At 71.2% G+C, this 22083-nt stretch carries 14 protein-coding genes, 1 pseudogene and 1 riboswitch; of the genes and pseudogenes, 3 read left to right on the top strand and 12 right to left on the bottom strand.

The annotated features are described in order from the left end of the window. Window position 1 precedes the first annotated feature (1 nt). Window positions 2-173, bottom strand: a riboswitch (cyclic di-AMP (ydaO/yuaA leader). Between the two features lie 199 nt (window positions 174-372). The 12 genes from AB0N16_RS30530 to AB0N16_RS30475 all read right to left on the bottom strand — a co-directional run bounded on the left by AB0N16_RS30530 (window position 373) and on the right by AB0N16_RS30475 (window position 19073). Further along, complete coding sequence (locus tag AB0N16_RS30530; protein ID WP_365802236.1) at window positions 373-1383, bottom strand: transglycosylase family protein; 1011 nt, start codon at window positions 1381-1383, stop codon at window positions 373-375. 236 nt (window positions 1384-1619) lie between these two features. Next, entirely contained in the window at window positions 1620-2918 is a 1299-nt protein-coding gene (locus AB0N16_RS30525; RefSeq protein WP_365802234.1) for a cytochrome P450, read from the bottom strand. After that, window positions 2915-5263 carry a tetratricopeptide repeat protein gene (locus tag AB0N16_RS30520; protein WP_365802232.1) on the bottom strand — a complete coding sequence of 783 codons (2349 nt, stop codon included), beginning with the start codon at window positions 5261-5263 and terminating at the stop codon, window positions 2915-2917. The genes AB0N16_RS30525 and AB0N16_RS30520 overlap by 4 nt, the downstream gene beginning before the upstream one ends. A gap of 81 nt (window positions 5264-5344) precedes the next feature. Continuing rightward, window positions 5345-6334 carry a nucleoside triphosphate pyrophosphohydrolase gene (locus AB0N16_RS30515; protein ID WP_365802230.1) on the bottom strand — a complete coding sequence of 330 codons (990 nt, stop codon included), beginning with the start codon at window positions 6332-6334 and terminating at the stop codon, window positions 5345-5347. 178 nt (window positions 6335-6512) lie between these two features. Then, the gene (locus AB0N16_RS30510; protein WP_365802228.1) at window positions 6513-7160 is read right to left on the bottom strand and encodes a SurA N-terminal domain-containing protein; all 648 of its coding nucleotides are present in this window, start codon (window positions 7158-7160) and stop codon (window positions 6513-6515) included. Between the two features lie 181 nt (window positions 7161-7341). Beyond that, window positions 7342-8169, bottom strand: coding sequence for a glycoside hydrolase domain-containing protein (locus AB0N16_RS30505; protein ID WP_365802226.1), 828 nt, complete (start codon window positions 8167-8169; stop codon window positions 7342-7344). Window positions 8170-8261: 92 nt separating this feature from the next. Beyond that, window positions 8262-9749 carry a protein kinase gene (locus AB0N16_RS30500; protein WP_365802431.1) on the bottom strand — a complete coding sequence of 496 codons (1488 nt, stop codon included), beginning with the start codon at window positions 9747-9749 and terminating at the stop codon, window positions 8262-8264. A 38-nt stretch (window positions 9750-9787) separates the two neighbouring features. Beyond that, window positions 9788-10393 (bottom strand): hypothetical protein, encoded by a 606-nt coding sequence (locus AB0N16_RS30495; RefSeq protein WP_365802224.1) that lies wholly within the window; start codon window positions 10391-10393, stop codon window positions 9788-9790. 193 nt (window positions 10394-10586) lie between these two features. Further along, entirely contained in the window at window positions 10587-11303 is a 717-nt protein-coding gene (locus AB0N16_RS30490; RefSeq protein WP_365802222.1) for an HNH endonuclease family protein, read from the bottom strand. Window positions 11304-11765: 462 nt separating this feature from the next. Beyond that, window positions 11766-15323 (bottom strand): transcription-repair coupling factor, encoded by a 3558-nt coding sequence (gene mfd, locus AB0N16_RS30485; protein WP_365802220.1) that lies wholly within the window; start codon window positions 15321-15323, stop codon window positions 11766-11768. A 385-nt stretch (window positions 15324-15708) separates the two neighbouring features. Next, a complete protein-coding gene (locus AB0N16_RS30480) occupies window positions 15709-18288 on the bottom strand; it encodes an FtsX-like permease family protein (protein WP_365802218.1) in 2580 nt (859 codons plus the stop codon). Beyond that, entirely contained in the window at window positions 18285-19073 is a 789-nt protein-coding gene (locus AB0N16_RS30475; protein ID WP_365802216.1) for an ABC transporter ATP-binding protein, read from the bottom strand. Before AB0N16_RS30475 ends, AB0N16_RS30480 begins: the two co-directional genes overlap by 4 nt. A gap of 505 nt (window positions 19074-19578) precedes the next feature. Here AB0N16_RS30475 and AB0N16_RS30470 point away from each other — a divergent pair. The 3 genes and pseudogenes from AB0N16_RS30470 to AB0N16_RS30460 form a co-directional block, all read left to right on the top strand. Beyond that, window positions 19579-19830: pseudogene (locus AB0N16_RS30470) on the top strand (MFS transporter); the annotation flags it as partial. A 227-nt stretch (window positions 19831-20057) separates the two neighbouring features. Beyond that, complete coding sequence (locus AB0N16_RS30465) at window positions 20058-20468, top strand: DUF485 domain-containing protein (protein ID WP_365802214.1); 411 nt, start codon at window positions 20058-20060, stop codon at window positions 20466-20468. Continuing rightward, window positions 20465-22075 (top strand): cation acetate symporter, encoded by a 1611-nt coding sequence (locus AB0N16_RS30460; RefSeq protein ID WP_365802212.1) that lies wholly within the window; start codon window positions 20465-20467, stop codon window positions 22073-22075. The genes AB0N16_RS30465 and AB0N16_RS30460 overlap by 4 nt, the downstream gene beginning before the upstream one ends. Window positions 22076-22083: the final 8 nt, after the last annotated feature.

The following is a 22083-nucleotide window of genomic DNA, read 5'->3' as shown; positions in this document are numbered from 1 at the left end:
CGGATCCCCTCACCGACGCCTGCGAGGTGAGCTGTCGGGTTCGGGCCGGTTGAGTTGCCCGGCCGCGCACCTCACGGTGCGCGGCTTCACCCCGAGCCGGACACGGCAGTCTCAACTACCGGTCCCGGCGCTTACCTTGGGTCCCCCGCTCCTGCCTACGGCGCTTGACGCGACGACTGTTCCCGGGCAGCCGCTGGCAGGACTCGGCGTTGCGACGGCCGGGGCTCGTGGTGACGAGCGGCCTTGACCGTAAACAGACGATCAGGTGAATTTCAAAGATGATCAGGGCTTCTGAGACTCATCCCACACTTTCACCAAACCGGACATTTGGCTTCGAAGTAGGGCGGCACGAAGGGCCAACTCCCGCTGCTTCTAGTCCGTTTCGTTGCTGAGTTTCAGGGTCTGACCGGGGGCGATGTCATTCGGGTCGGCGCCGATGTCCGCCTTGTTGGCGGCATAGAGCGCACGCCATCCGCCGTCGAGGTCAAGGGAGTCGGCGATGGAGGCGAGGGTGTCGCCGTCCCGGACGGTGTAGGTGCCGGCGTCCCGGGAGGCGTGACGGCCGGAAGAAGTCACACTCTGACCGTTTGTCACGCTTTCGTCCGCCGAGTCACCGCGGTGCTTGCCGCCGCTGCTGACCGCCCCCGTGTCGACCAGATCCCAAGAGCTGCCCGTCTGCCATGAATTGTCCGAGTCATCGGCTTCGGGCACCACGGGGTTCTCGTTCGCCTTCGAGGCGCCGGAGCCCTTGGATCCCGACGTGTCCGCCTTGGCGGAGTCGGTGGGGGTGCCCGTGCCGGAGTCGTCGCCCGCACTCGGGGACGGGGTGGCGGAGCCTGTGGCACCCGAGGAATCCGACGAGGAGTCGGACAGGCCGGAATCCGAAGAACCGGATGAATCCGAAGAACCAGATGAAGAGGAGGAATCCGACAGCCCGGAGGACGAGTCGGAGGAGCCGGACGTGTCGCCCGAGCCGTCGAGGCCCGTGTCGACGTTCACCGAGGCGTCGTCCGAGGAGAGGCCGGCGATCAGGGCACAGGTCCGCCAGGGCTTGGTGCCCTGGTCGGCGAGGATCTTCTCGGCGACGGCGATCTGCTGCGAACGGCTCGCCTGGTCCGGTGTGTCGGCGTACTCCTGGCCGCCGTACTCGTCCCAGTCGTCCTGGGACATCTGCAGGCCGCCGTAGTAGCCGGTGCCGGTGTCCATGCTCCAGGAGCCGCCGCTCTCGCACTCGGCCACCCTGTCCCAGGTGCTGCCGTCGGCCGCGTTGGCGCTCGCCGCGCCGAGGAGCGGGATGGCGATGGCCGAGCCGGTCACGCCGGCCGCGACGAGAAGAGCCGGAGCCTGACGGGGGCGACGGTGACGACCGTTCCCGGAGAGCATGCGGAAACCTTTCGAGCGACAGCGGTGACCGGCGCGACGGGTCCCGCTGGGGCGCCGCACTGATGGGTGAACGTATAGGCAGACGATCACTTGTCACAAGTTAATGCCGCGCAGATCACGTGAAGATCACAGAGTTGAACGCCGGTCATCTTTGCCGGTGAAGGGCCGTGCGGGGCGCCGGCGGGAGGCCGCGCGGGTGCCGGTGAGGGCCGGCGGGGCTCATCGGCCGCAGGGGCTCATCGGCCGTCGGGGGTGAACTGCACGGGGAGCGTGCGCAGTCCGCGCATGATGAGGCCGCCGCGCCAGCGCAACTCGCTCTCCGGCACCGCGAGTCGCAGGTCCGGGAGACGGGTGAGGAGGGTGGCGAGCGCGGTCTGCCCCTCCAGGCGGGCGAGCGGGGCGCCGAGGCAGTAGTGGATGCCGTGGCCGTAGCCGAGGTGCTGGTTGTCCCGCCGTGCCAGGTCGAGCGTGTCCGGCTCGGCGAACCGCTCCGGGTCCCGGTCCGCGGCGGCGAGTACGACGAGGACCGGGTCACCGGGTGCGATGCGCTGCCCGCCGATGCCGAGCGGCTCGGTGGCGAACCGCCAGGTGGCCAGCTCCACCGGCCCGTCGTAGCGCAGGAGTTCCTCCACACCGGTCTCCAGCAGCCCGCGCTCGCCGGCGGCCAGGGAGTCCTGCAGGCGACGGCGCTGTTCCGGGTGGGTGAGCAGGGCGTACGTCCCGTTCCCGATGAGGTTGACCGTCGTCTCGAAGCCGGCGAACAGCAGGATGAAGGCCATGGCGGCGGCCTCGTTCTCGGTGAGGTGCTCGCCGTGGTCGGAGGCGCGGATGAGCCCGGAGATGAGGTCCTCGCCGGGGGCCGGCTCGGCGGACAGCGCCTCCCGCTTCCGGTGGATCAGCTCGGCCAGATATCCGCGCATCTTCTTCACGGACCGCGCGACCCCGCCCCGCGGCCCTCCGCCGTGCCGGATCATCATGCCGGCCCAGTCCCGGAAGTCGTCCTGGTCCTCGCGCGGGACGCCCAGCAGGTCGCAGATGGCGTAGATGGGGAGCGGGAAGGCGAACTCGTGGATGAGGTCGGCCTCGCCCCGGTCCGCGAACCCGTCGATGAGCCGGTCGGTCAGCTCCTGCACCCGGGGCGCGAACTCGGCCACCCTGCGCGGTGTGAACGCCTTGCTGACCAGCCGCCGCAGCCGGGTGTGGTCCGGCGGGTCGATGTTCAGCAGATGCGTCATCAGCTCGGCCTTGCGCTCCCCGGGGATCCCGGTCTTCCCCTTCGCGTGCGCGGGCTCGTCGTGATGGGCCGGGTTCTTGGACAGCCGGGGGTCGGCGAGCGCCTGCCGGGCGTCGGCGTAGCGGGTGACCAGCCAGGCCTCGACCCCACTGGGAAGCCGGGTGCGGTGCACGGGCGCGTGCTGCCGGAGCCAGGCGTAGGCGGGATAGGGGTCGGCGGCGAACTCCCAGGTGAAGAGGGAGGGGGCGGCGGTGCTGCCGTCGGGGCGGGTGGTGCCGTCGGGGGCGGGCTGGTGGGTCACTCCTTGACGGTATCCGGTGCGTGCCGCGGGGGTACGGTTCGCTCCGCCAAGGTCCTCTCCGCGAGGTAGTGGCCCCGCTCAGCAGCTCTTCGGTACCACTGCAGCGCCTCCTTCTCGGCTCCCCTGCGGGCCAGCAGACCGGCCATCTGAAACGCGGCTTCGCTGCTCCCGAGGGCGTCGGCCTCACGGAAGAGTCTCTCCGCCTCCTGCTCCTGTCCCTTCGCCTTCAGACGGCTTCCGAGGTTCACCCTGGCCCCGACGTACTCTGCCGCGGCGGACCGGCCGAACAGTTCCTCCCATTCGGGGTCGTCCTTGTCCATGCGGTACAGCAGCAGTGCCAGGCCGTTCATCGCACGCGCGTCTCCCTGCTCGACGCCACGCCGGAGCCAGCTCTCGGCGGTCTTGAGGTCGCCTGTGCCGAGGTACAGGTTCGCGAGGTCGAAGGCGGCTTCCTGATGGCCCCTGTCGAACGCCCGGAAGTACCAGTGCCGCGCTTCGGGCCTGTCGCCCCGACCCGTCAGCATCTGCCCCAGCCGATGTGCCGCCGCCCCGTCCCCCGCCTGCGCCGCCCGCCGCAACCACCTCTCCGCGCGGTCCCGGTGCAACCGCCCCGCCTCCCGGGCCGCCGAGACGCTGCCGCCCTCCGCCGCCGCCTCCAGGTGGCGAAGCGCCGCCTCCTCGTCCCCGGCCGCGAGCAGCCGCACAGCCAGTACCTCGGCCGCCTCCGGATGCCCGGCCTCGGCGGCCCGGCGCAGCAGTTCCGCGTTCTCCTCTCCGTCGACCCGGCCGGCGAAGGCGTACATCGCCGCCGTGTCCCCCTCCTCGAACCGCGGCTGCAGTGCGGCCCGGGCCGCGTCGAGGACGGCCCCGCGGTCGAACGGGGCGTCGGCCTCCGCCGCATCCAGCAGCGTCCACCACACCTCGTCCGGCACCGGCTCCAGGTCGCCCGACCTCAGCGCCTCCGCCACCAGCGCCCCGTACGCCCGCCAGGTGCCCTTCTCGTCGCCCTCCACCAGCAGTCCCGAGACACCGAACAGCGGTGCCGTCGCCCAGGCGAACGCCTCCTCGAACGGCTCGCGCTCCTCCGCCGCGTACCGCCGCCGGACCGCCTGGAGCAGTGCGACCGGCACCGCCGCCGTGACCCCGCACCGGGCGAGATCGACCGCCGCCCTGACCAGCAACTGGCCGCCCGGATGCTCCAGTTGGGTGCCGATCCGGCGCCATTCGTCGAAGAGCAGATGCCCGATCGCGAAGTACGAGGCGGCGCCCTCGCGGCCGCTCCACAGGAACGCCGGGTAGGCGCGGGGATCACGCCGGTGCCCCGCCAGCCGCTGCAGTTCTCCCTCGCTCCACTCCCGTGGCACCTCGACGGTGCGCGCCATGGCCACGACCCGGTCGCCGGGTTCGGTCCCGGCCCGGCGCCGGTAGTACTCGTCCGCCGGCATCGTGCCGATGACGACCACGCCGAGGGTCGTGAGCCGCCCCAGCAGCCGCGGGCCGAGCCGCCCGTCACCGAGGTGGTCGGTGAGGTCGTCGAGCCAGACGACGGACCGGCCGTGGCCGCCTTCCGGCTCGGTGAGAAGTACGCGCAGGTCCTCGCCGGGCTCCGGGATGTAGAGCACGGGGTCCGGTAAGGACTGGACGCCGTGCCATGCCGAGTACGACTTGCCGACGTACGGTTCGCCCAGGATCAGTACGAGACCGGGGTGATCCAGTTCGGCGCGCAGCCGCTTGTCGCAGTCGCGCGGGATGTACGGCGGGACCTCCGGCAGGCCCGGCACGCGTCGCGTCGGACGGACCCCGAACTCCAGCGGGGCGACCTCGTCCGCGGGACGCCAGGCGATCGATACGGGCACGCTCCCGTAGTGGTGGTGCTGCACGCCCACTACCTGGTCCTGGAAGGTGGCGCTGCGGAAGTCGACGTGGTCACCCGCGCCCTGCGGGCTGTCGGGGGCGGGTGACGCCGCCGGATCCGTCGGCCCCTCGGAGTCGGCCGCCCCCGTCCCCTCGGGCACGTCCGTATCCGCGTCCGGCCGCCGGCGGTCCTCCTCCAGCGCGGCCCGCAGTCGGGCGGCCCGCAGCGGGTCCGTGTTCAGTTGGTTCCGCAGGCGGTGGAACCAGCCGGTCTCGATCTCGCGCGTCGCCGCGCTGCCGCGGTTTCTGAGCCGGTGCCAGTCCACGACGAGACGCCCCTCGATCCTGCTGCCTCCCGGAGCGTCGAGAAGGCAGAGCAGAAAAGGGAAGTCCGCCATCGCCGGGGGCCGCGAGCCCTCCTTGAGCACCGCCAGGCCCCGGACAACCGTCCGCGCGCCCGCCCACGCCACATCGTCGACCCCGGTATCCACCGCGTCCCCCTTTGAGCCCGAGCGTCGCCGCTGGATCCACGGTACTCACCCGCGGCCGCTCCCCGTGCGGACGGGACGATCTCAGTGGCCCTCCGTCTCCCTGATCGCGTCCCGGTAGGCGCGGCCCGCCGCCCGCAGTGCCGCCTCCGGGTCGACGCCTTCCGCCTCGGCCCGTACCGCCAGCGCGAGCAGGTCGTACCCGATGCCCTCCACTTTGGGCAGCGGTACCTCCAGCCCGGCCGTCCGCACCCGGGAGGAGAGCTTCGCCGCCAGCGCGAGGCCCGGCTGGCCGAGAGGTATCCCGTCGGTCACCGAGTCGCGGCGCTTCTCCGCCGCCTTCGTGCGCAGCCAGTGCTCCTTGACCTCCTCCGGCGTCGAGGCGCTCTCGTCGCCGAAGACGTGCGGGTGGCGGCGGATGAGCTTCGCGACGATGCCGCCCGCCACGTCGTCGATCGAGAAGGGAGCGTCCGGGTCCTCCTCGGCGATGCGGGCGTGGAAGACCACCTGGAGCAGGACGTCCCCCAGTTCTTCCCGCAGATCGTCGCGGTCGCCGTCCTCGATCGCCTCGACCAGTTCGTACGCCTCCTCGATGGCGTACTTCGCCAGTCCCTCATGGGTCTTCCGGGAGGACCAGGGGCACTCGGCGCGGATGCGGTCCATGACCTGGACGAGGTCGAGGAGGCGGGCGCCGGGCAGGTCGTAGGAGGCGGGGAGCAGCTCCAGGTCGGGCATGGCGACACGGCCGGAGCCGGCGAGGCGGGCCAGGCCGTCGGTGAGGGCCGGCTCGCCCTCGCCCGTCGCCACGACCACCACCGTCCGGCCGCCGGCGCACGCGTCGACCAGTTCCTGGGCGGTGGGGGCGGCCTCGTCCACGGCTGTCCCGGCCTCTCGCAGGTACGGCAGCTGCGGATGCGCGCCGTCCGCGCACAGCACGCGGTCCGCCGAGCGCAGCGCCTGCCAGGCGGGCCAGGACAGCAGGCCGGGGGCGACGCGGTGGCTGGTGGTGAGGAGGATGATCCGGCCGGTGTCGGGGGCGGTAGGAGCGGGAGGTTCCGGGCTGGTGGTGTTCACGATCCGAACGTAACGCACTCGCCCCGCCGGCCTCGGGCGTTGTCCACAGGGCGGGGATGATCAAGTGATCGTATGACCGCTCGCGTCAGCCTCGCCTGCCTCACTCCGCCCGTCGAGCCGGCCTGCACCACGCCGTGCGCTGCCCTGCGCCGTGGCCCGCCCCCCGCCGTCCCCCGCCCTACGCCGTCGCCTGGGTCCCCGCCGACGTGACCTCCCGCACCCACGGCGTCTTCGCGTCCACCCGGCTGCTCTTCTGGACGTCCCAGGCGCCGTAGCGCGGGTTGAGGTCGACGTGGAGTTCCTGGGACGCCTTGGACAGGGCCTTCCAGAAGGCGGGCTGGGTGGTGTCGGTGCCGAGCTGCTGGGCGAGTTTCTGGGCCTCCAGCTGGAGGCGGAGGTTGTCGTCCAGGCGCTTGGGGGCGATGCCGTACTTCTGGAGCCAGGCATCCTGGAGCCCCTTGGAGCCGCCGGCCTGCTGTTCGAGGCCGGTGCGCATCCGCTGGATCTCCTTGCGGGTGACGCTGATGCCCGCGTCCTGGGCGGCCCGGTGCAGCACCTGGTCGAGGACCATGTTGTGCAGGGTGTCCCGGGTGAGGCTGCTGGTGGCGGCGAGGACCTGCTGGTACTGCTGCTCGTCCGGCACCGCGGAACGCTGCGCCTGGCGCACCTCGTTCACCCGGGTCTCCAGCTGGGCGACGGTGATCCGCTGGCCGCCCACCACGGCCGCCGCGCCCGGGTGCGCGTCGCTTCCGCAGGCGGTGAGGAAGGGGACCGCGGTGGCGATCGCGGCGGACAGGACGAGCGCGGTGCGACGGCGGCGGTGCAAGGATGCCTCCCGAGGAGATTGTGCGACGGTGCACAAAGTCTTGCGGTGATCGATGGTAGGCAGTGGGCAAGCTCTGGCCAACCCATTCGACCAACGATTCACACGCGCATCCGGCACCGCCGCGCCACCCTCCGCAAGGGTTTGCGGCTCGGTCCGCGGGTTTTCGCGGGGCGCCCCGCGCTCAGCCCGTGATCGCCACCGGGGCGTCCCACGCGTCACGGTCCACCGTGATCGTGTAACCGCCGCGCGTCTCCTTGCTGTTCACCATGTACTGGTGCGCCCGGCTGTGCCCGGTGAACTGGGTCGCGCCGAACGGCCAGTCCGCGGTGGTGGTGTTGTTCTTGTCCCACAGCGCGTACCAGAGGTTGCCCGGCAGGTCCGTCTTGTCCTTGGCGTTCGCGATCGCCTTGGCGCTGGAGCTGGTGAAGCCGTAGAAGCCCGCACGGTAGGTCTTCGCGTGCAGCTGCTTGTCGAAGGCGCGCACATAGGTGAGCACGGCGTTGTTGCACGCCGTGTTCGTCGTGTCGTACGCCTCCATGTCCAGGTAGACCGGGCTGCCCGCCTTCATGCCGAGGGCGGCGGCCTTGGCGACCGCGTCGGTGGCGTCGCTCGTGCCGAGGGAGGCGGCGTTGGCGGTGGTCATCTTCTCCGGGTTGGAGCCGCTCTGGCAGGACGGCTGGGCGCCGACGTAGAGCGGGATGAGCTTCCAGCCGACCGCGGAGACGGACTTGACCCAGGAGGCGGTGAGGTTGGGCTGGGCACAGCCGCGGTTCTTGCCGCCTATGTAGACGGCGGCGGCGCCGTAGAGGCCGCCGTGCCAGGCCTTCATCGCGGCCAGCGAGGGCGCGGTGCAGGTGTCGAAGGCGCGGCCGGTGTACGTCTTCTGCGCGGGCCAGGTGGTGGCCGCCATGGAGGCCTGCGCGGCGATCCCGGCCCCGGCGACGACCGCGGCCCCCGCGACGCCCCAGGCGATGTATCTGCGCTTCTTCGACTGCCGATGGCTGGACATGCGGAACCCCACCCTTGTGTGTGCGCTGTCAAGAAGAGACATTGTGCAAGAAGAATCGAGGAGGCCCGACCACGGTCTGCCGGACGCGAGGGCTAACGCCGCACCTGCCCCAGCCACTGCAGCGTCCGCCGGACCTCGCCCGCCATGGGGTGGCCGGGCCCGTGCAGCCGTTCCACGTCGAACAGCAGCCGGGTGAGTGTGTCCTGCGCGGCCGGCCGGTCGCCGAGCGCGAGCAGCAGATGCCCCATCCGGCGGCGCACGTCGTGCGCGAGCTGCGGATCCCCGGCCACGTACTGGTTCTCGTAGTACGGCAGCAGCGCGCGGTACTCGGCGAGCGCCGCGGCCGGTTCACCGAGCTGTTCCAGGCACTGGGCGGTGTCGTAGCGGAAGCGCAGGGACTGCGGGTCGGCCTGGCCGGCCTCGGCGGCGCGTTCGTCGGCGAGCCGGCGCAGTTCGGGCAGCGCGCGCCGGTACTGGCCGTCGTCCATGAGGGTGGCCGCGTACTGCTTGCGCAGGGTGCGCACGACCGTGGAGCGCTCGCCGTGCTGGTCGGCGGCGACCGGCAGGATCGCGCCCAGGATGTCGACGGCCTGGGTGATGCGCCCCTCCCCGAGCAGCCGCTTGACCTCGTCGACGGCCGCGGCGACCTCGGGTCTTTCCGGTACGGCGGCCACGGGGGCGGCGGGCTGGGGCGCGGGCATCCGCGCGCGGTCCGGCCAGGGGGCGTGCGGGCGCAGGAAGGGGCGCGTGGGGTCCAAGGGCGCCCCGGTGTGCATGCCACGCGCGGGCAGCAGCGGGACGAGGTTCTCGTACACGTCCTGCGCCGAGGCGGGCCGGTGCTGCGGGTCCTTGGCGAGCAGCCGCAGCACGAGCGCCTCCAGCGGCTCGGGCACCTCGGGGCGGACTCGCCGCACCGGCACCGGCTGCTCGTACAGATGCCGGTGCAGCACGCCGAGCGAGGTGGAGCCGGCGAACGGCACCTCCCCGCTGAGCAGTTCGTGCAGCAGCACCCCGAGCGCGTACAGGTCCGTGTACGGCCCGACCGCGCCGCCCATCGCCTGCTCGGGCGCCATGTAGGCGGGCGAGCCGATGGGTGTTCCGGTGTGGGTGAGGCGGGTGGTGTCGGTGTCCATCACGGAGGCGACACCGAGGTCCAGGACGGTGATGGTGCCGTCCTGCTTGACCATCAGGTTGCGCGGCTTGAGGTCGCGGTGGACGATCGGCACGGCGTGCACGGCGCTCAGCACGGCGCACAGTTGCGCGGCCACCGATACCGCCCACGGCCACGGGTACGGATCGTGCTCCGCGAGGTGCCCGGCGAGGTCGGTGCCGTCCACGTACTGCATGACGAGGAACAGTTCCTCGCCCTCGGTGCCCGCGTCGTGCACGGTGACCAGGCCGGGATGGTCGACCTGCGCGGTCACCCGGCACTCCCGCAGGAACCGGCGGCGCAGTTCGTCGGCGTCCGCGCCCGCCACCTTGTCGGGGCGCAGCAGCTTCACCGCCACGCGCCGGTCGAGCCGCTGGTCGTAAGCCGTCCAGACCTGGCCCATGCCGCCCTGCCCGATGAGCGTGGACAGCTGGTAGCGGTCGGCGACGACCCGTCCTGTCGCCACGGTCACCTTCCGCCCTCGTTGCGGCCGTCGTGCTGGCGCAGATAGTCACTGAGTTCGTCGAGCTCGGCACGCACCTGCTCGATCCGCGCGGGCGCCGGACGCTGGGGCGGCGCGGGTATCGGGGGCTGGGCGAGCGGCGGCCGGGGAACCGGGGGCACGGTGTGCGGGGGCGGGGTGCCCAGGGGCGTCGTCGCCGTGGTGTACGGGGAGGCGGGGGGCGGGTAGCCGTACCTCTGCGCTGCCGTCTGCGCCGCGTACGCCTCGCGCTGCCGCTGGAAGTGGCGTATGTCGGCGGCGAGGTAGTAGACGACCGCGGCCAGGAGCGTGCCGAACAGCAGCGTGACCCCCAGATAGCCGCCGGGCGTGTGCACGTCGTCGCCGGGTTCGGTGGCCAGCAGCACGATGCTGAGGACGTCGGCCGCGGCCCCCGCCACCAGCAGACCGTAGTCCGCCGATCTGCGGGTCACCGTGGCCAGCCGCAGCAACATCACCCAGGCCAGGAAGCCGGCACTGAACACCCCCATCGCCACGAACACCACGCGCAACAGGACCAGTACTGCGTCGTGCGGCGGCCGCTGCACCGGCTGCGCATGGCCCTGGCCTTGCATGATCGCTCCTGTATTGCCTGAAATAGGGCGTACGTGCCCGCCCGGTGCGTCCGCTTGCGGACACACCGGGCGGGCGGTGGTCGCTTCGAGCATATGGCCCGACACCGACGCGCGGTCCGGGTTGTATCGAACCGTTGTGTGCCGAGCGCGGAGCGCGGACGCCCACGCCCCGGCGCGGGCCGTCGAAAATGAATCAGTGGGCCTGGAACCGGGACGGCGCCTTGGTCGGATTGCCGCCCGCGGGGAGCTTCTGGCCGGGGCAGGTGGCGAGGACCTTCTTCATCGCGGACTTCTCGGCGGCGGTGACCCACAGGCCGTACTTCTTCTTCACGGCCACCTGCGCGGCGACGTAGGTGCAGCGGTAGGCCTTGTCGGGCGGCAGCCAGGTGGCCGTGTCGCCGTCGCCCTTGCCGCGGTTGGCGCTCGCGTCGACGGCCAGCAGGTTGAGCGGGTCGTTGGCCAGGGCTATGCGCTTGCTGGCGTCCCAGTACTTGGCGCCCTTCTGCCAGGCGTCCGAGAGGGCTACGAGGTGGTCGATGTCGACCAGGCTGCGGCCGCGCTTGTAGGTGACGTCCTTGCCGGAGTAGGGGTCCGGGTCCAGCACGCCGGAGGAGACCTTGCAGTCCCCGTCGGTGAACTTCACCTCCTTGAGGTCGCGCTTGAGTATGTCGTCCCGGGTGTCGCAGGAATTGGAGTCGGTGTCCGCCCAGGCGGAGCCGAACTTCTCCCGGGTGTAACCGGTCTTCGGTGCCCGGCCCTTGACGGTCAGCGCGTCGGCGGCGGTCAGCGCCGCTCCCCCGCCGCCCGCGCCCTGGGCTCCCGGACTCCCCTTGTCCTGCAGGTCCTTGCAGCCGGTCACGGCGAAGATCACGACGACAGCGATGACCGCCCCGTCCCTCAGACGCGCCACGTGCGCCCCCTCTTCTTTTTTTCCGCCTCCACGTGGGCGGATCTCTCCTGGCTCACGGTAGCCGTCGCACGGTTCACGCCGAATGGGATCGAAAAGGGCGAATAATAACCAACTCGCTCTTATCGAAACCACTTTGACGTAGCGGGAGAAGCCCGAGCGGTACGCCTTCGCGCCCGCTCACACCACGCCGCAGCCGTACGCCGTACCGCACGCCTTGCCGGTCCGCGGCGCGCCAAACCGCCTGAAGCGGGCGCCGTGCCGCGTCAGTGCGGGAGCGGCGGTCCGAAGGTCGCGGTGGCGGTCGCGTCGACGGCGAGGTCCGGTGTGCAGGGGCTGTTGACGCCGGTGCAGGCGCTCGGCCACCCCTTCAGGAGAAACCGGCGTCGGTGATGGCCGCGGTCAGGGACAACTCCTCGGCCGTGTCGTCGAACTCGCGGTTCCACGCTCCCGGGACCGAGGGTCCTACGAGCCCAGCACCGACGCCAGGAACTCGCCGACCCAGCTCAGCAACTCCCGCCCCACCAGCGGCTTTCCGCCCACCTTCGCGGTCTTCGGCCGGGGCACCAGCACCTGGTGGGCGGCCGGCTTGATGACGGTCCCCGGGTACAGGCGCTTGAGCCGCAACTCCTGCGATTCGCGCAACTCGACCGGAGCGAAACGGATGTTGGTCCCCTGGAGCACGATCTCGCCGACCCCGCACGCGCGGGCGAGCATCCGCAGCCCGGCGACGAGGAGCAGGTTCTCCACCGGCTCGGGCAGCTTGCCGTAGCGGTCGGTGAGTTCCTCGCGGACCGCCTTGATGTCCTCCTCGGAGTTGGCGGAGGCGATGGACCGGTAGGCCTGCAAGCGCAGCCGCTCGCCGGGCGCGTAGTCGTGCGGGACGTGCGCGTCGACGGGTAGCTCGATCTTGACATCCAGCGACGGCTCTTCCTCGATCTCCCCGGTCTCCAGCTGCCGCCGGTAGTCCGCGACCGCCTCGCCGACCATCCGGACGTACAGGTCGAAGCCGACGCCCGCGATGTGACCGGACTGCTCGCCGCCGAGCAGGTTGCCGGCGCCCCGGATCTCCAGGTCCTTCATCGCCACGTACATGCCGGCGCCCATCTCGGTGTGCTGGGCGATGGTGGCCAGCCGCTCGTGCGCGGTCTCGGTGAGCGGCTTCTCCGGCGGGTACAGGAAGTACGCGTACCCGCGCTCCCGCCCTCGGCCGACCCGCCCGCGCAGCTGGTGCAGCTGGGAGAGGCCGAAGGTGTCGCCGCGTTCGACGATCAGGGTGTTGGCGTTGGAGATGTCGATGCCGGACTCGACGATCGTCGTGGAGACGAGGACGTCGAACTTCTTCTCCCAGAAGTCGACGACGACCTGTTCCAGCGCCGACTCCGACATCTGGCCGTGGGCGGTGGCGATCCGCGCCTCGGGGACGATCTCGCGGAGGCGGGAGGCCGCGCGGTCGATGGACTCGACCCGGTTGTGGATGTAGAAGACCTGGCCCTCGCGCAGCAGTTCGCGGCGGATGGCGGCGCCGATCTGCTTCTCCTCGTACGGCCCGACGAAGGTGAGCACCGGGTGCCGTTCCTCCGGCGGGGTGGTGATCGTGGACATCTCGCGGATACCGGTGACCGCCATCTCCAGGGTGCGCGGGATCGGGGTCGCGGACATGGTCAGCACGTCGACGTTGGCGCGGAGCTTCTTCAGCTGCTCCTTGTGCTCGACGCCGAAGCGCTGCTCCTCGTCGACGATGACCAGCCCGAGGTCCTTGAACTTGGTCTCCGCGGAGAACAGCCGGTGGGTGCCGATGACGACGTCGACCGCGCCCTCCTTGAGGCCCTCCAGGGTGGCCTTGGCGTCGGTGTCGGTCTGGAAGCGGGAGAGCGCCTTCACGCTCACCGGGAACTGCGAGTACCGCTCGGAGAACGTCCCGAAGTGCTGCTGCACCAGCAGGGTGGTGGGCACGAGGACGGCGACCTGCTTGCCGTCCTGTACGGCCTTGAAGGCGGCCCGGACCGCGATCTCGGTCTTGCCGTAGCCGACGTCGCCGCAGATCAGGCGGTCCATGGGGATCGACTTCTCCATGTCCTCCTTGACCTCGGCGATGGTGGTCAGCTGGTCGGGGGTCTCCGCGTACGGAAAGGCGTCCTCCAGCTCGCGCTGCCAGGGCGAGTCGCCGGCGAAGGCGTGGCCGGGGGCGGCCATCCGCGCGCTGTAGAGCTTGATCAGGTCGGCGGCGATCTCCTTGACTGCCTTCTTGGCGCGCGCCTTGGTCTTCGTCCAGTCCGCGCCGCCCAGGCGGTGCAGGGTGGGGGCCTCGCCGCCGACGTACTTGGTGATCTGCTCCAGCTGGTCGGTGGGGATGTAGAGCCGGTCGCCGGGCTGGCCGCGCTTCGCGGGGGCGTACTCCACGACCAGGTACTCGCGGGTGGCGCCCTGCACGGTGCGCTGCACCATCTCGATGTAGCGGCCGACGCCGTGCTGCTCGTGGACGATGTAGTCGCCCGCCTCCAGGGTGAGCGGGTCGATGGTCTTGCGGCGGCGGGCCGGCATCCGGGCGCCGTCCTTGCCGGCCGCCTTCTGCCCTGACAGGTCGGTCTCGGTGAGGACGGCGATTCTGAGCGCCGGGTCGACGAAGCCGTAGTCGATCGAGCCGCAGGAGACATGCACGACCGAGGGGGTCAGCTCGCCCAGGTCGACGTCCAGCCGGGCCGCGATGCCCTCGCTGCCGAGCACCTCGACGGTGCGGGAGGCGGGGCCGTGGCCCTCGGTGACGTACACCGTGCGCCAGCCGTCGGCGAGCCAGCCCTTGGTGTCGGCCAGGGCCTTGGCGGTGTCGCCGCGGTAGGTCTCCGGGGCGTGCATGCCGAGCTTGAGGGTGTCGGCGGACCCCGCCGCGTCAGCGGCGTATGTGAACGACTCGTCGGCGGCGAACGGCGACACCGACCACCACATCATGTCCCGCTCGCGCGCGCGGTCGCGGACGTCCGCGATGGACCACAGGGAGGCCGCGTCGACGTCGATGGGCGCCTCGCCGCCGCCCGCGGTGGCCGCCCAGGAGGCCTGCAGGAACTCCTGGCTCGTGGCCACCAGGTCGGCGGCGCGGGTGCGGACCCGCTCCGGGTCGCAGACGACGGCCATCGCGCCCTCGGGCAGTACGTCGAGCAGCAGCTCCATGTCGTCGACCAGGACCGGGGCGAGGGACTCCATGCCCTCGACCGCGATCCCCTCGGCGATCTTGTTCAGCAGCTCGCCCAGCTCCGGGTGCTGTTCGGCGAGGGCACGCGCGCGTGCCCGGACGTCGTCGGTGAGCAGCAGCTCGCGGCAGGGCGGCGCCCACAGGCCGTGCTCGGCGACCTCCAGGGAGCGCTGGTCGGCGACCTTGAAGTAGCGGATCTCCTCGACGTCGTCGCCCCAGAACTCGACGCGCAGGGGGTGTTCCTCGGTGGGCGGGAACACGTCCAGGATGCCGCCGCGCACGGCGAACTCGCCGCGCTTCTCCACGAGCTCCACGCGCGCGTACGCGGCGGCCGCGAGGGCTTCCACGATGTCGTTCAGATCGGCGCTCTGTCCGGTGCGCAGCGCCACCGGCTCCAGCTCGCCGAGGCCCTTGACCTGCGGCTGGAGCACGGACCGCACGGGCGAGACGACGACGGAGACCGGGCCGGTCTCGGGGTCGTCGGGGCTCGGGTGGGCGAGACGGCGCAGCACGGCGAGGCGGCGGCCGACGGTGTCGCTGCGGGGGCTGAGCCGCTCGTGCGGGAGCGTCTCCCAGGAGGGGTACTCCACGACGCCCTCGGAGGGCAGCAGTGTGCGCAGGGCGGCGGCCAGGTCCTCGGCCTCGCGGCCGGTGGCGGTGACCGCGAGCACGGGGCGGCCGGTCTCGCGGGCCAGGGCGGCGACCGCGAAGGGGCGGGCCGCAGGGGGGCCGACCAGGTCGACGTGCATGCGGTTGCCGTCCGCGGCCGCCTTGATCGCTTCCGCGAGTGCGGCGTCCTTGACGACGACGTCGAGCAGACCGTGCAGGCTCATTCAGGGCGGCTTTCGTTGGGGGGGGTGGGCAACGCGAAGTGCCCGGCGCGGGCTGCGACCGGGGGGTCTCCAGCGTACGACGACGCGTCGGCGTGTGCCGGGGCTGTGGATAACCTCCGTCGCCCGGTGCGGCACCGCGCGTCCTGGTGGCCGTACCAGGGGGCTCCGCTCCCGGGCCCCCGAAGCCTGCGCCCGGCCGCCACCCGGCTCGGTCGGTTGAGCGGCGGGCTCGGCAGGACACACACCCGGCGCCGGAGAGTCCCCCAAGACTCTCCGGCGCCGGGCCATCCCCCGCAACCCCCGTATGCGGTGGTCTCTCAGTCGGTCCCGTCGGTCCCGTCGGTCCCCGTGGGTGACGACGGTGCCGTCGGTGACGACGGTGCCGTCAGTCCGTCGCGATCGCGTTCAGGACGTTCATGCGGCCCGCCCGGAACGCCGGGACCAGTGCGGCGAACAGGCCCACGAAGGCCGAGCCGAGGAAGACCCCGATGATCGTCGGCCAGGGGATCTCCAGGACCTTCAGGCCCTGCAGGGCGAGCAGCTTCTGGGCGGTGGCACCCCAGCCCATGCCGAGCCCCAGGCCCAGCAGGGCGCCGAAGAGGGCGATCACGACGGACTCCATGCGGATCATCCGGCGCAGCTGCCGCCGTGACAGACCGATCGCCCGCATCAGGCCGATCTCCCTCGTCCGCTCGACCACCGAGAGCGCCAGGGTGTTCACGACACCGAGGATCGCGACGATGATCGCCAAGGCGAGCAGCCCGTAGATCAGGTTGAGCAGCTGGCCGATCTGGTCCTTCAGCGCGTCCTTGTAGTCGGTCTGGTCACGCACGGTGTACTGCGGGTAGTCGTGCAGTGCGCTCTTGAGCGACTTGTAGGCGCTGTCCTGCTGCCCGTCCTTGGCGGTGGCGAAGACCAGGTCGTCGAGCGGCATCTTGTCGGCCGGCACGTACTTGGCGAGCGTGGCGATCGACATGTACTTGGATCCGGCGTCGATGAGACCGTCGCTGCTAGTGATCGCCCGGACGGTCAGCCGGGCCGTCCGCCCCTCCTTGAACTTGAGGGTGATCTTCGAGCCGAGGTGGATGCCGTGCGCCTTCGCGAACTTCTCGTGCACGGACATCGAGTCCGGCAGATAGGCGTCCGCGAGGTTTCCGGCGACGGTCTTGGTGCGCAGGTCGGTCGCGTACGTCGGGTCGGCCGCCGTGATGTCGGTGTCCTTGAGCGTCTTGCCGTCGGGGGTGGTGTAGTCGGCCTCGGTGACCCGGTACTCGGTGACCCGCGCGAGCCCCTGGGTGTCCTTGACGGCCTTGACCGCCTGCGGGGTGATCCGCTGGCCGCTGTCGGACTGGATGATGAAGTCCGTGCCGACGGTCTTGTCGAGCTGGTCGGTGGCGGAGGCGACCATGGAGGAGCCGACCACCGAGAGGCAGGCGACCAGCGCGAGCCCGATCATGAGGGCGGCGCCCGTCGCACCGGTACGGCGCGGGTTGCGCAGCGCGTTGCGTTCGGCCATACGCCCCACGGGGCCGAACATCCGCAGCAGGACGGCGCCCAGGACCCGTACGACGGCGCCCGCGAGCAGCGGGCCGATGACGACGAACCCGATCAGCGAGAGCACGATGCCGAGGCCCAGCCAGGCGGCGCCCTGCGACGCCTTGTCGGCTTCCGCGGCCAGGTAGAGGCCGAAGCCGCCGCCGGCGGTCAGCAGGAGGCCCAGCAGGGCGCGTACGACGCCTGCCCTGGCGTCGGCGGGGGCGCCCGCGTCGCGCAGCGCGGCCATCGGGGAGACCTTGCCGGCCCGCCGCGCGGGCAGGTAGGCGGCCAGGACGGTGACGACGACCCCGAGGACCAGGCCGAGCACCGGGGTCGTCCAGGCGACCGTCAGATCGCTGGTCGACAGGTGCATGCCTATCGAGCCCATGAGCTTCATCAGCGCGACCGCGATACCGACGCCGGCGCCGACCCCGAGGACCGAGCCGACCACACCGAGCAGCAGCGCCTCGACGAGCACGGACCGGTTGACCTGGCCGCGGCTGGAGCCGATGGCCCGCATCAGGCCGATCTCGCGGGTGCGCTGGGCGACCAGCATCGAGAAGGTGTTGATGATCAGGAAGATGCCGACGAGGAAGGCGATCCCGGCGAAGCCGAGCATCGCGTACCTCATGACGTTCATGAAGCCCTCGACGTCCTTCTGGTTGGCGTCGGCGGTCTCCTTGGCGGTCTGCACCTGGTAGCCGGCGCCGAGTTCGCCGGTCACGTTCTTCTTCAGCTGCGCGTCGGTGACACCGGACGCGGCCGTCACGTTGACGTTCGTGAAGACACCGCTCTGCCCGACGAGCGTGCGCTGCGCGGTCTCCGTGTCCAGGTAGAAGATCGCCGCACCGGGGTTGGTGACGGTGAAGTCGGCGATGCCGGAGATCGTCGCGGTGTGCGTGCCGACCGCGCTGATCACGCCGATCTCGTCGCCGAGCCCGAGGTGATGCTTGTCGGCGGTGTCGGCGTCCACCATGATCTGGCCGGAGTTCGCCGGCGCCGCACCGGAGGTGATCTTCATGGTGCGGGCGTCGTTGGAGTTCCAGCTGCCGACGATGGTCGGCGCCCCGCTGGACGGCGACAGGCTGTCCTTGTCGGCGTCGACGACGGTCACGGACGTGGAGAAGACCGTCCCCTCGGCCGCCTTGACGCCGTCCGCCGCACGGACCTTGGTGACCACCGAGGCCGGCATGACCGGCGGCCTGCCGTTGTCGGAGGTCGTCTCGCCGGTGTCGGAGGCACCCTTGGCGCTGACCGTCACATCGGACGAGGTCGCCGCGAACAGCTTGTCGAAGGTCGTGTTCATCGTGTCGGTGAACACCAGCGTGCCGCACACGAACGCCACCGACAGCAGCACGGCGACCGCGGACAGGGCCATGCGTCCCTTGTGCGCGAAGAAGTTGCGCATGGAGGTCTTCATGACGGTCATGACGTACGCCCCCGCGCGTCGAAGTCCTTCATGCGGTCCAGGACGGTCTCCGCGGTCGGCTTGAACATCTCGTCGACGATCCGGCCGTCGGCGAGGTAGAGCACACGGTCCGCGTAGGAGGCGGCCACCGGGTCGTGCGTGACCATCACGATCGTCTGTCCCAGGTCGTCGACGGAGCGGCGCAGGAAGCCGAGGACCTCCGCGCCCGCACGGGAGTCGAGGTTTCCGGTCGGCTCGTCACCGAAGATGATCTCGGGGCGCGCGGCGAGGGCGCGCGCCACGGCCACGCGCTGTTGCTGACCGCCCGAGAGCTGCGTGGGACGGTGCTTGAGCCGGTCCGCGAGCCCCACGGTGCCGACCACGCGCCCCAGCCACTCCTTGTCGGGCTTGCGCCCGGCGATGTCCATGGGGAGCGTGATGTTCTCCAGCGCGTTGAGCGTCGGCAGCAGGTTGAACGCCTGGAAGATGAACCCGATCCGGTCCCGGCGCAGCTTCGTGAGCTTCTTGTCCTTCAGGCCCGTGATCTCGGTCTCGTCCAGGTAGATCTGACCGCTCGTCACGGTGTCGAGTCCGGCGAGGCAGTGCATCAGGGTGGACTTGCCGGACCCCGAGGGGCCCATGATCGCGGTGAACTGCCCCCGCGCGATGTCCACGTCGACATGGTCGAGAGCGACGACACGGGTCTCTCCGGACCCGTACGCCTTGACGACCTGCCGCGCCCGTGCGGCAACGGCCGTACGCCCTCCAGTACCCCCGTGCCTGGGAATGGTCACAGCCGATGTCACGGTATGTCTCCTAAGTCGGTCAGCGAATGAACGGCGCGGTGCCGCCCTCTGATGCGAAGTGTTTGGAAGCGTTCGGTACGACGACGAGTCTCGCGGTGTGCGGCGTTGCTCCGCGCTGGTGCGAAGCCCCGTCTTTCCCGGGGGGTAAACCCCACCCCCGCCGGTTCCATCAACCGCCCCCCGGCGGCGTAAAGCCAGGTTAAGGACGACAGGGGTGCCGTCTCCTCCTCCGACGGTACGAACCCTCCCCGAGCCGTCGTACGGAGAACCCCCTAGGGGAAGTCCACCGCCGGGTGGAGCCCTTCTCCGGGTCCGGCTCCACCCTCCGGTGCAGTCAGCCTCCCCCCTCTCCTCGCGTGAGGGTCAAGTGGATGCGCACTCCCGCCAGGTCGGGGCGGATGGGAGGCTGTCGCACGCGACATAGATGCAAGGGGAACGCATAGGGAGGGGATCCGGCGTGGAGAACACCAGAGGTGCGATACGCGCGGCCGGACGCGATGCCGGGACGGGCAAGACGATCGGCGCCTCGGTGTTCGGCGCGATCGCCAACGGGGTGCTCGCGGCCCACCTGGGCGGCGCAGGCGACCTCGACTCCGTCACGCGCGCGCTGGACGACGGAACCGCCCCCGAGTGCACCCGCCACGCGATCGCGGACGCGGTCCACGCGGTGTACCTCGGAGCGGCGTGCGCGGCCGCACTGGCGTTTCTCGTCCTGCTGTTCGTGGCACCGCGACGCTTCCCGGTCCTCACGGACTGACACCTGACCCTGCGTCAACACGATCCCCGAGAACCGACTCCCACCCCCCGGTTAACACGGGTAACACCCGAGGTCAGACCCCCTCCCGGCCAGTAAGCGCATACCGGTCGGCCAGTTGGCGAAAAACACCGCGAGTCCCGGCTACTTGCGAGTAGGGTGCGTGACCCCGCTCCCTCCTCTCCCTGCGGTCCGCCGCCACGGACCCGAGCCACGCAAGGAGCACCGGGATGTCCCAGGACCCTTCCCCGCGCGACCCGTCGTACCTCACCTACCCCTGGCAGCCGCTGCCGCCGGAGCCGCCGGCACCCCGTCATCTGCCGCACCGGGAGCCGGTCGGCCACCACAGCGACCTGCGGCTGCTGCGCGGCGCCTACCGCCTCCAGCGGCGCACCGCGACCCTCACCGCACTCGGCTACTTCACCCTGTTCCTGGTGCTGTCCGCGTTCGCCCCCCGCATGATGACGAGCACGGTCGCCGACGGCGTACCCGCCGGCCTGCTCCTCGCCCTTCTCCAACTGCCCGTCACCTGGCTGGCGATCGCCCTGTACGAGCACACCGCGCGCCGCCACGTCGACCCCCTCGCCGACCGCATCCGCAGAACGGCCGAACTGGACGCCAGGCGAGGAGCCGTACGGTGACCGGCTTCAGCGACTCCGCGCAGTCCATGTCCCTGGTCGCCTTCACCGCCGTCGCCACGCTCACCCTCCTGCTGTGCGTGCTGACCGGCCCGGACCGCGACGACCTCGACGCGTTCTACACCGGCTACGGCTCCCTCTCCCCGCTGCGCAACGGCCTGGCCATCGCCGGCGACTACGTCTCCGCGGCCACCGTCCTCGGCACCGGCGGCGTGATCGCCCTGTGCGGCTACGACGGAGTCGTCCTCGCCCTCAGCACGGCACTGTCGCTGTTGCTGCTGATGTTCCTGCTGGCCGAACCACTGCGCAACGCGGGCCGGTTCACCATGGGCGACGCGCTGGCCCGCCGGATGCCCGGCCGGTGCGTACGGATCACGGCGTGCGCGGTGACCATCGCCGCCCTGCTGCCACTGATGCTGGTCCAGCTCGCCGGCGCCGGCCAGCTGATGGCGTTCATCCTCGGCTTCTCCGACGAGTCCGTGCAGACCGGCTGCGTCATCGGACTCGGCGCGCTGATGATCAGCTACGCGGCCATCGGCGGCATGAAGGGCACCGCCCTCATCCAGATCCTGAAGATCGTGATGCTGCTCGGTTCCGGCACGGTGGTCGCCCTGCTGATCCTGCACCGTTTCGACTGGGACCCCGGCGCGCTGCTCGCCGCGGCGGCCCGGGGCAGCGGCGCCGGAACCGCCTACCTGCACTCCGGACTCCAGTTCGCCGCCGGGCCCAACCCCCGGCTGGACATGATCAGTTCGGAACTGACCATCGTCCTCGGCGGCGCCTGCCTGCCCCACATCACCATGCGCATGTACACCGCCGCCGGCGCCCGCCAGGTCCGCCGCTCGATGTCCTGGGCCGTGTCGAGCGTCGCCCTGTTCGTCCTGATCATCAGCGTCATCGGCTTCGGCGCCACCGCCCTGGTCGGCCGTACCGCCATCACCGCCGCCGACCCGCAGGGCAACACCGCCTATCTGCTGGGCTCCCGCGCGGCGTTCGGAACCGACGTGTCGACGGCGGGGACCCTGCTCTTCACCACCGTCACCACGGCGATCTTCCTCACCCTGCTCGCCTCCGTCGCCGGCATGATCCTCGCCTGCGCCAACTCCCTCGCCCACGACCTCCTCGCGACCCGCGCCCAGGAGACACCGGCCCGGCGCGAGATGAAACTCGCCCGCGTCTGCGCGCTCGCCATAGGAGTCCCCACGATCCTCCTGGCGACCCTGGTCCAGCACCACAGCCTGCAGCCCCTGGCCACCCTCTCCTTCTGCCTCGGAGCCTCCGCCCTCGCCCCCGCCCTGGTCTACGGCCTCTTCTGGCGCCGCTACACCCGCACCGGCCTGATGTGCACCCTCCTCGGCGGCACCCTCACCGTGCTCCTCCTGATGCCGGGCACGAACCTGGTCTCCGGCTCGCCGGGTTCCGCCTTCCCGCACGCCGACTTCAACTGGTTCCCCTTCACCACCACCGGCATCGTCTCCATCCCGGCCGGCTTCCTCCTGGGATGGCTGGGCACGGTCGCCTCCGGCCGGCGCGGGGCGGCGGATCAGCGCCGGCAGTACGAGGCGGTGGAGGGCTGGATCCTCGCGGGAGCCGGGCGCCGGGGGGCTTGAGCGGAGCG

This window comes from Streptomyces sp. NPDC051105, assembly GCF_040682795.1.
In the GTDB taxonomy this organism is placed as follows: domain Bacteria; phylum Actinomycetota; class Actinomycetes; order Streptomycetales; family Streptomycetaceae; genus Streptomyces.
This window is presented reverse-complemented; position numbering and strand designations above follow the sequence as displayed.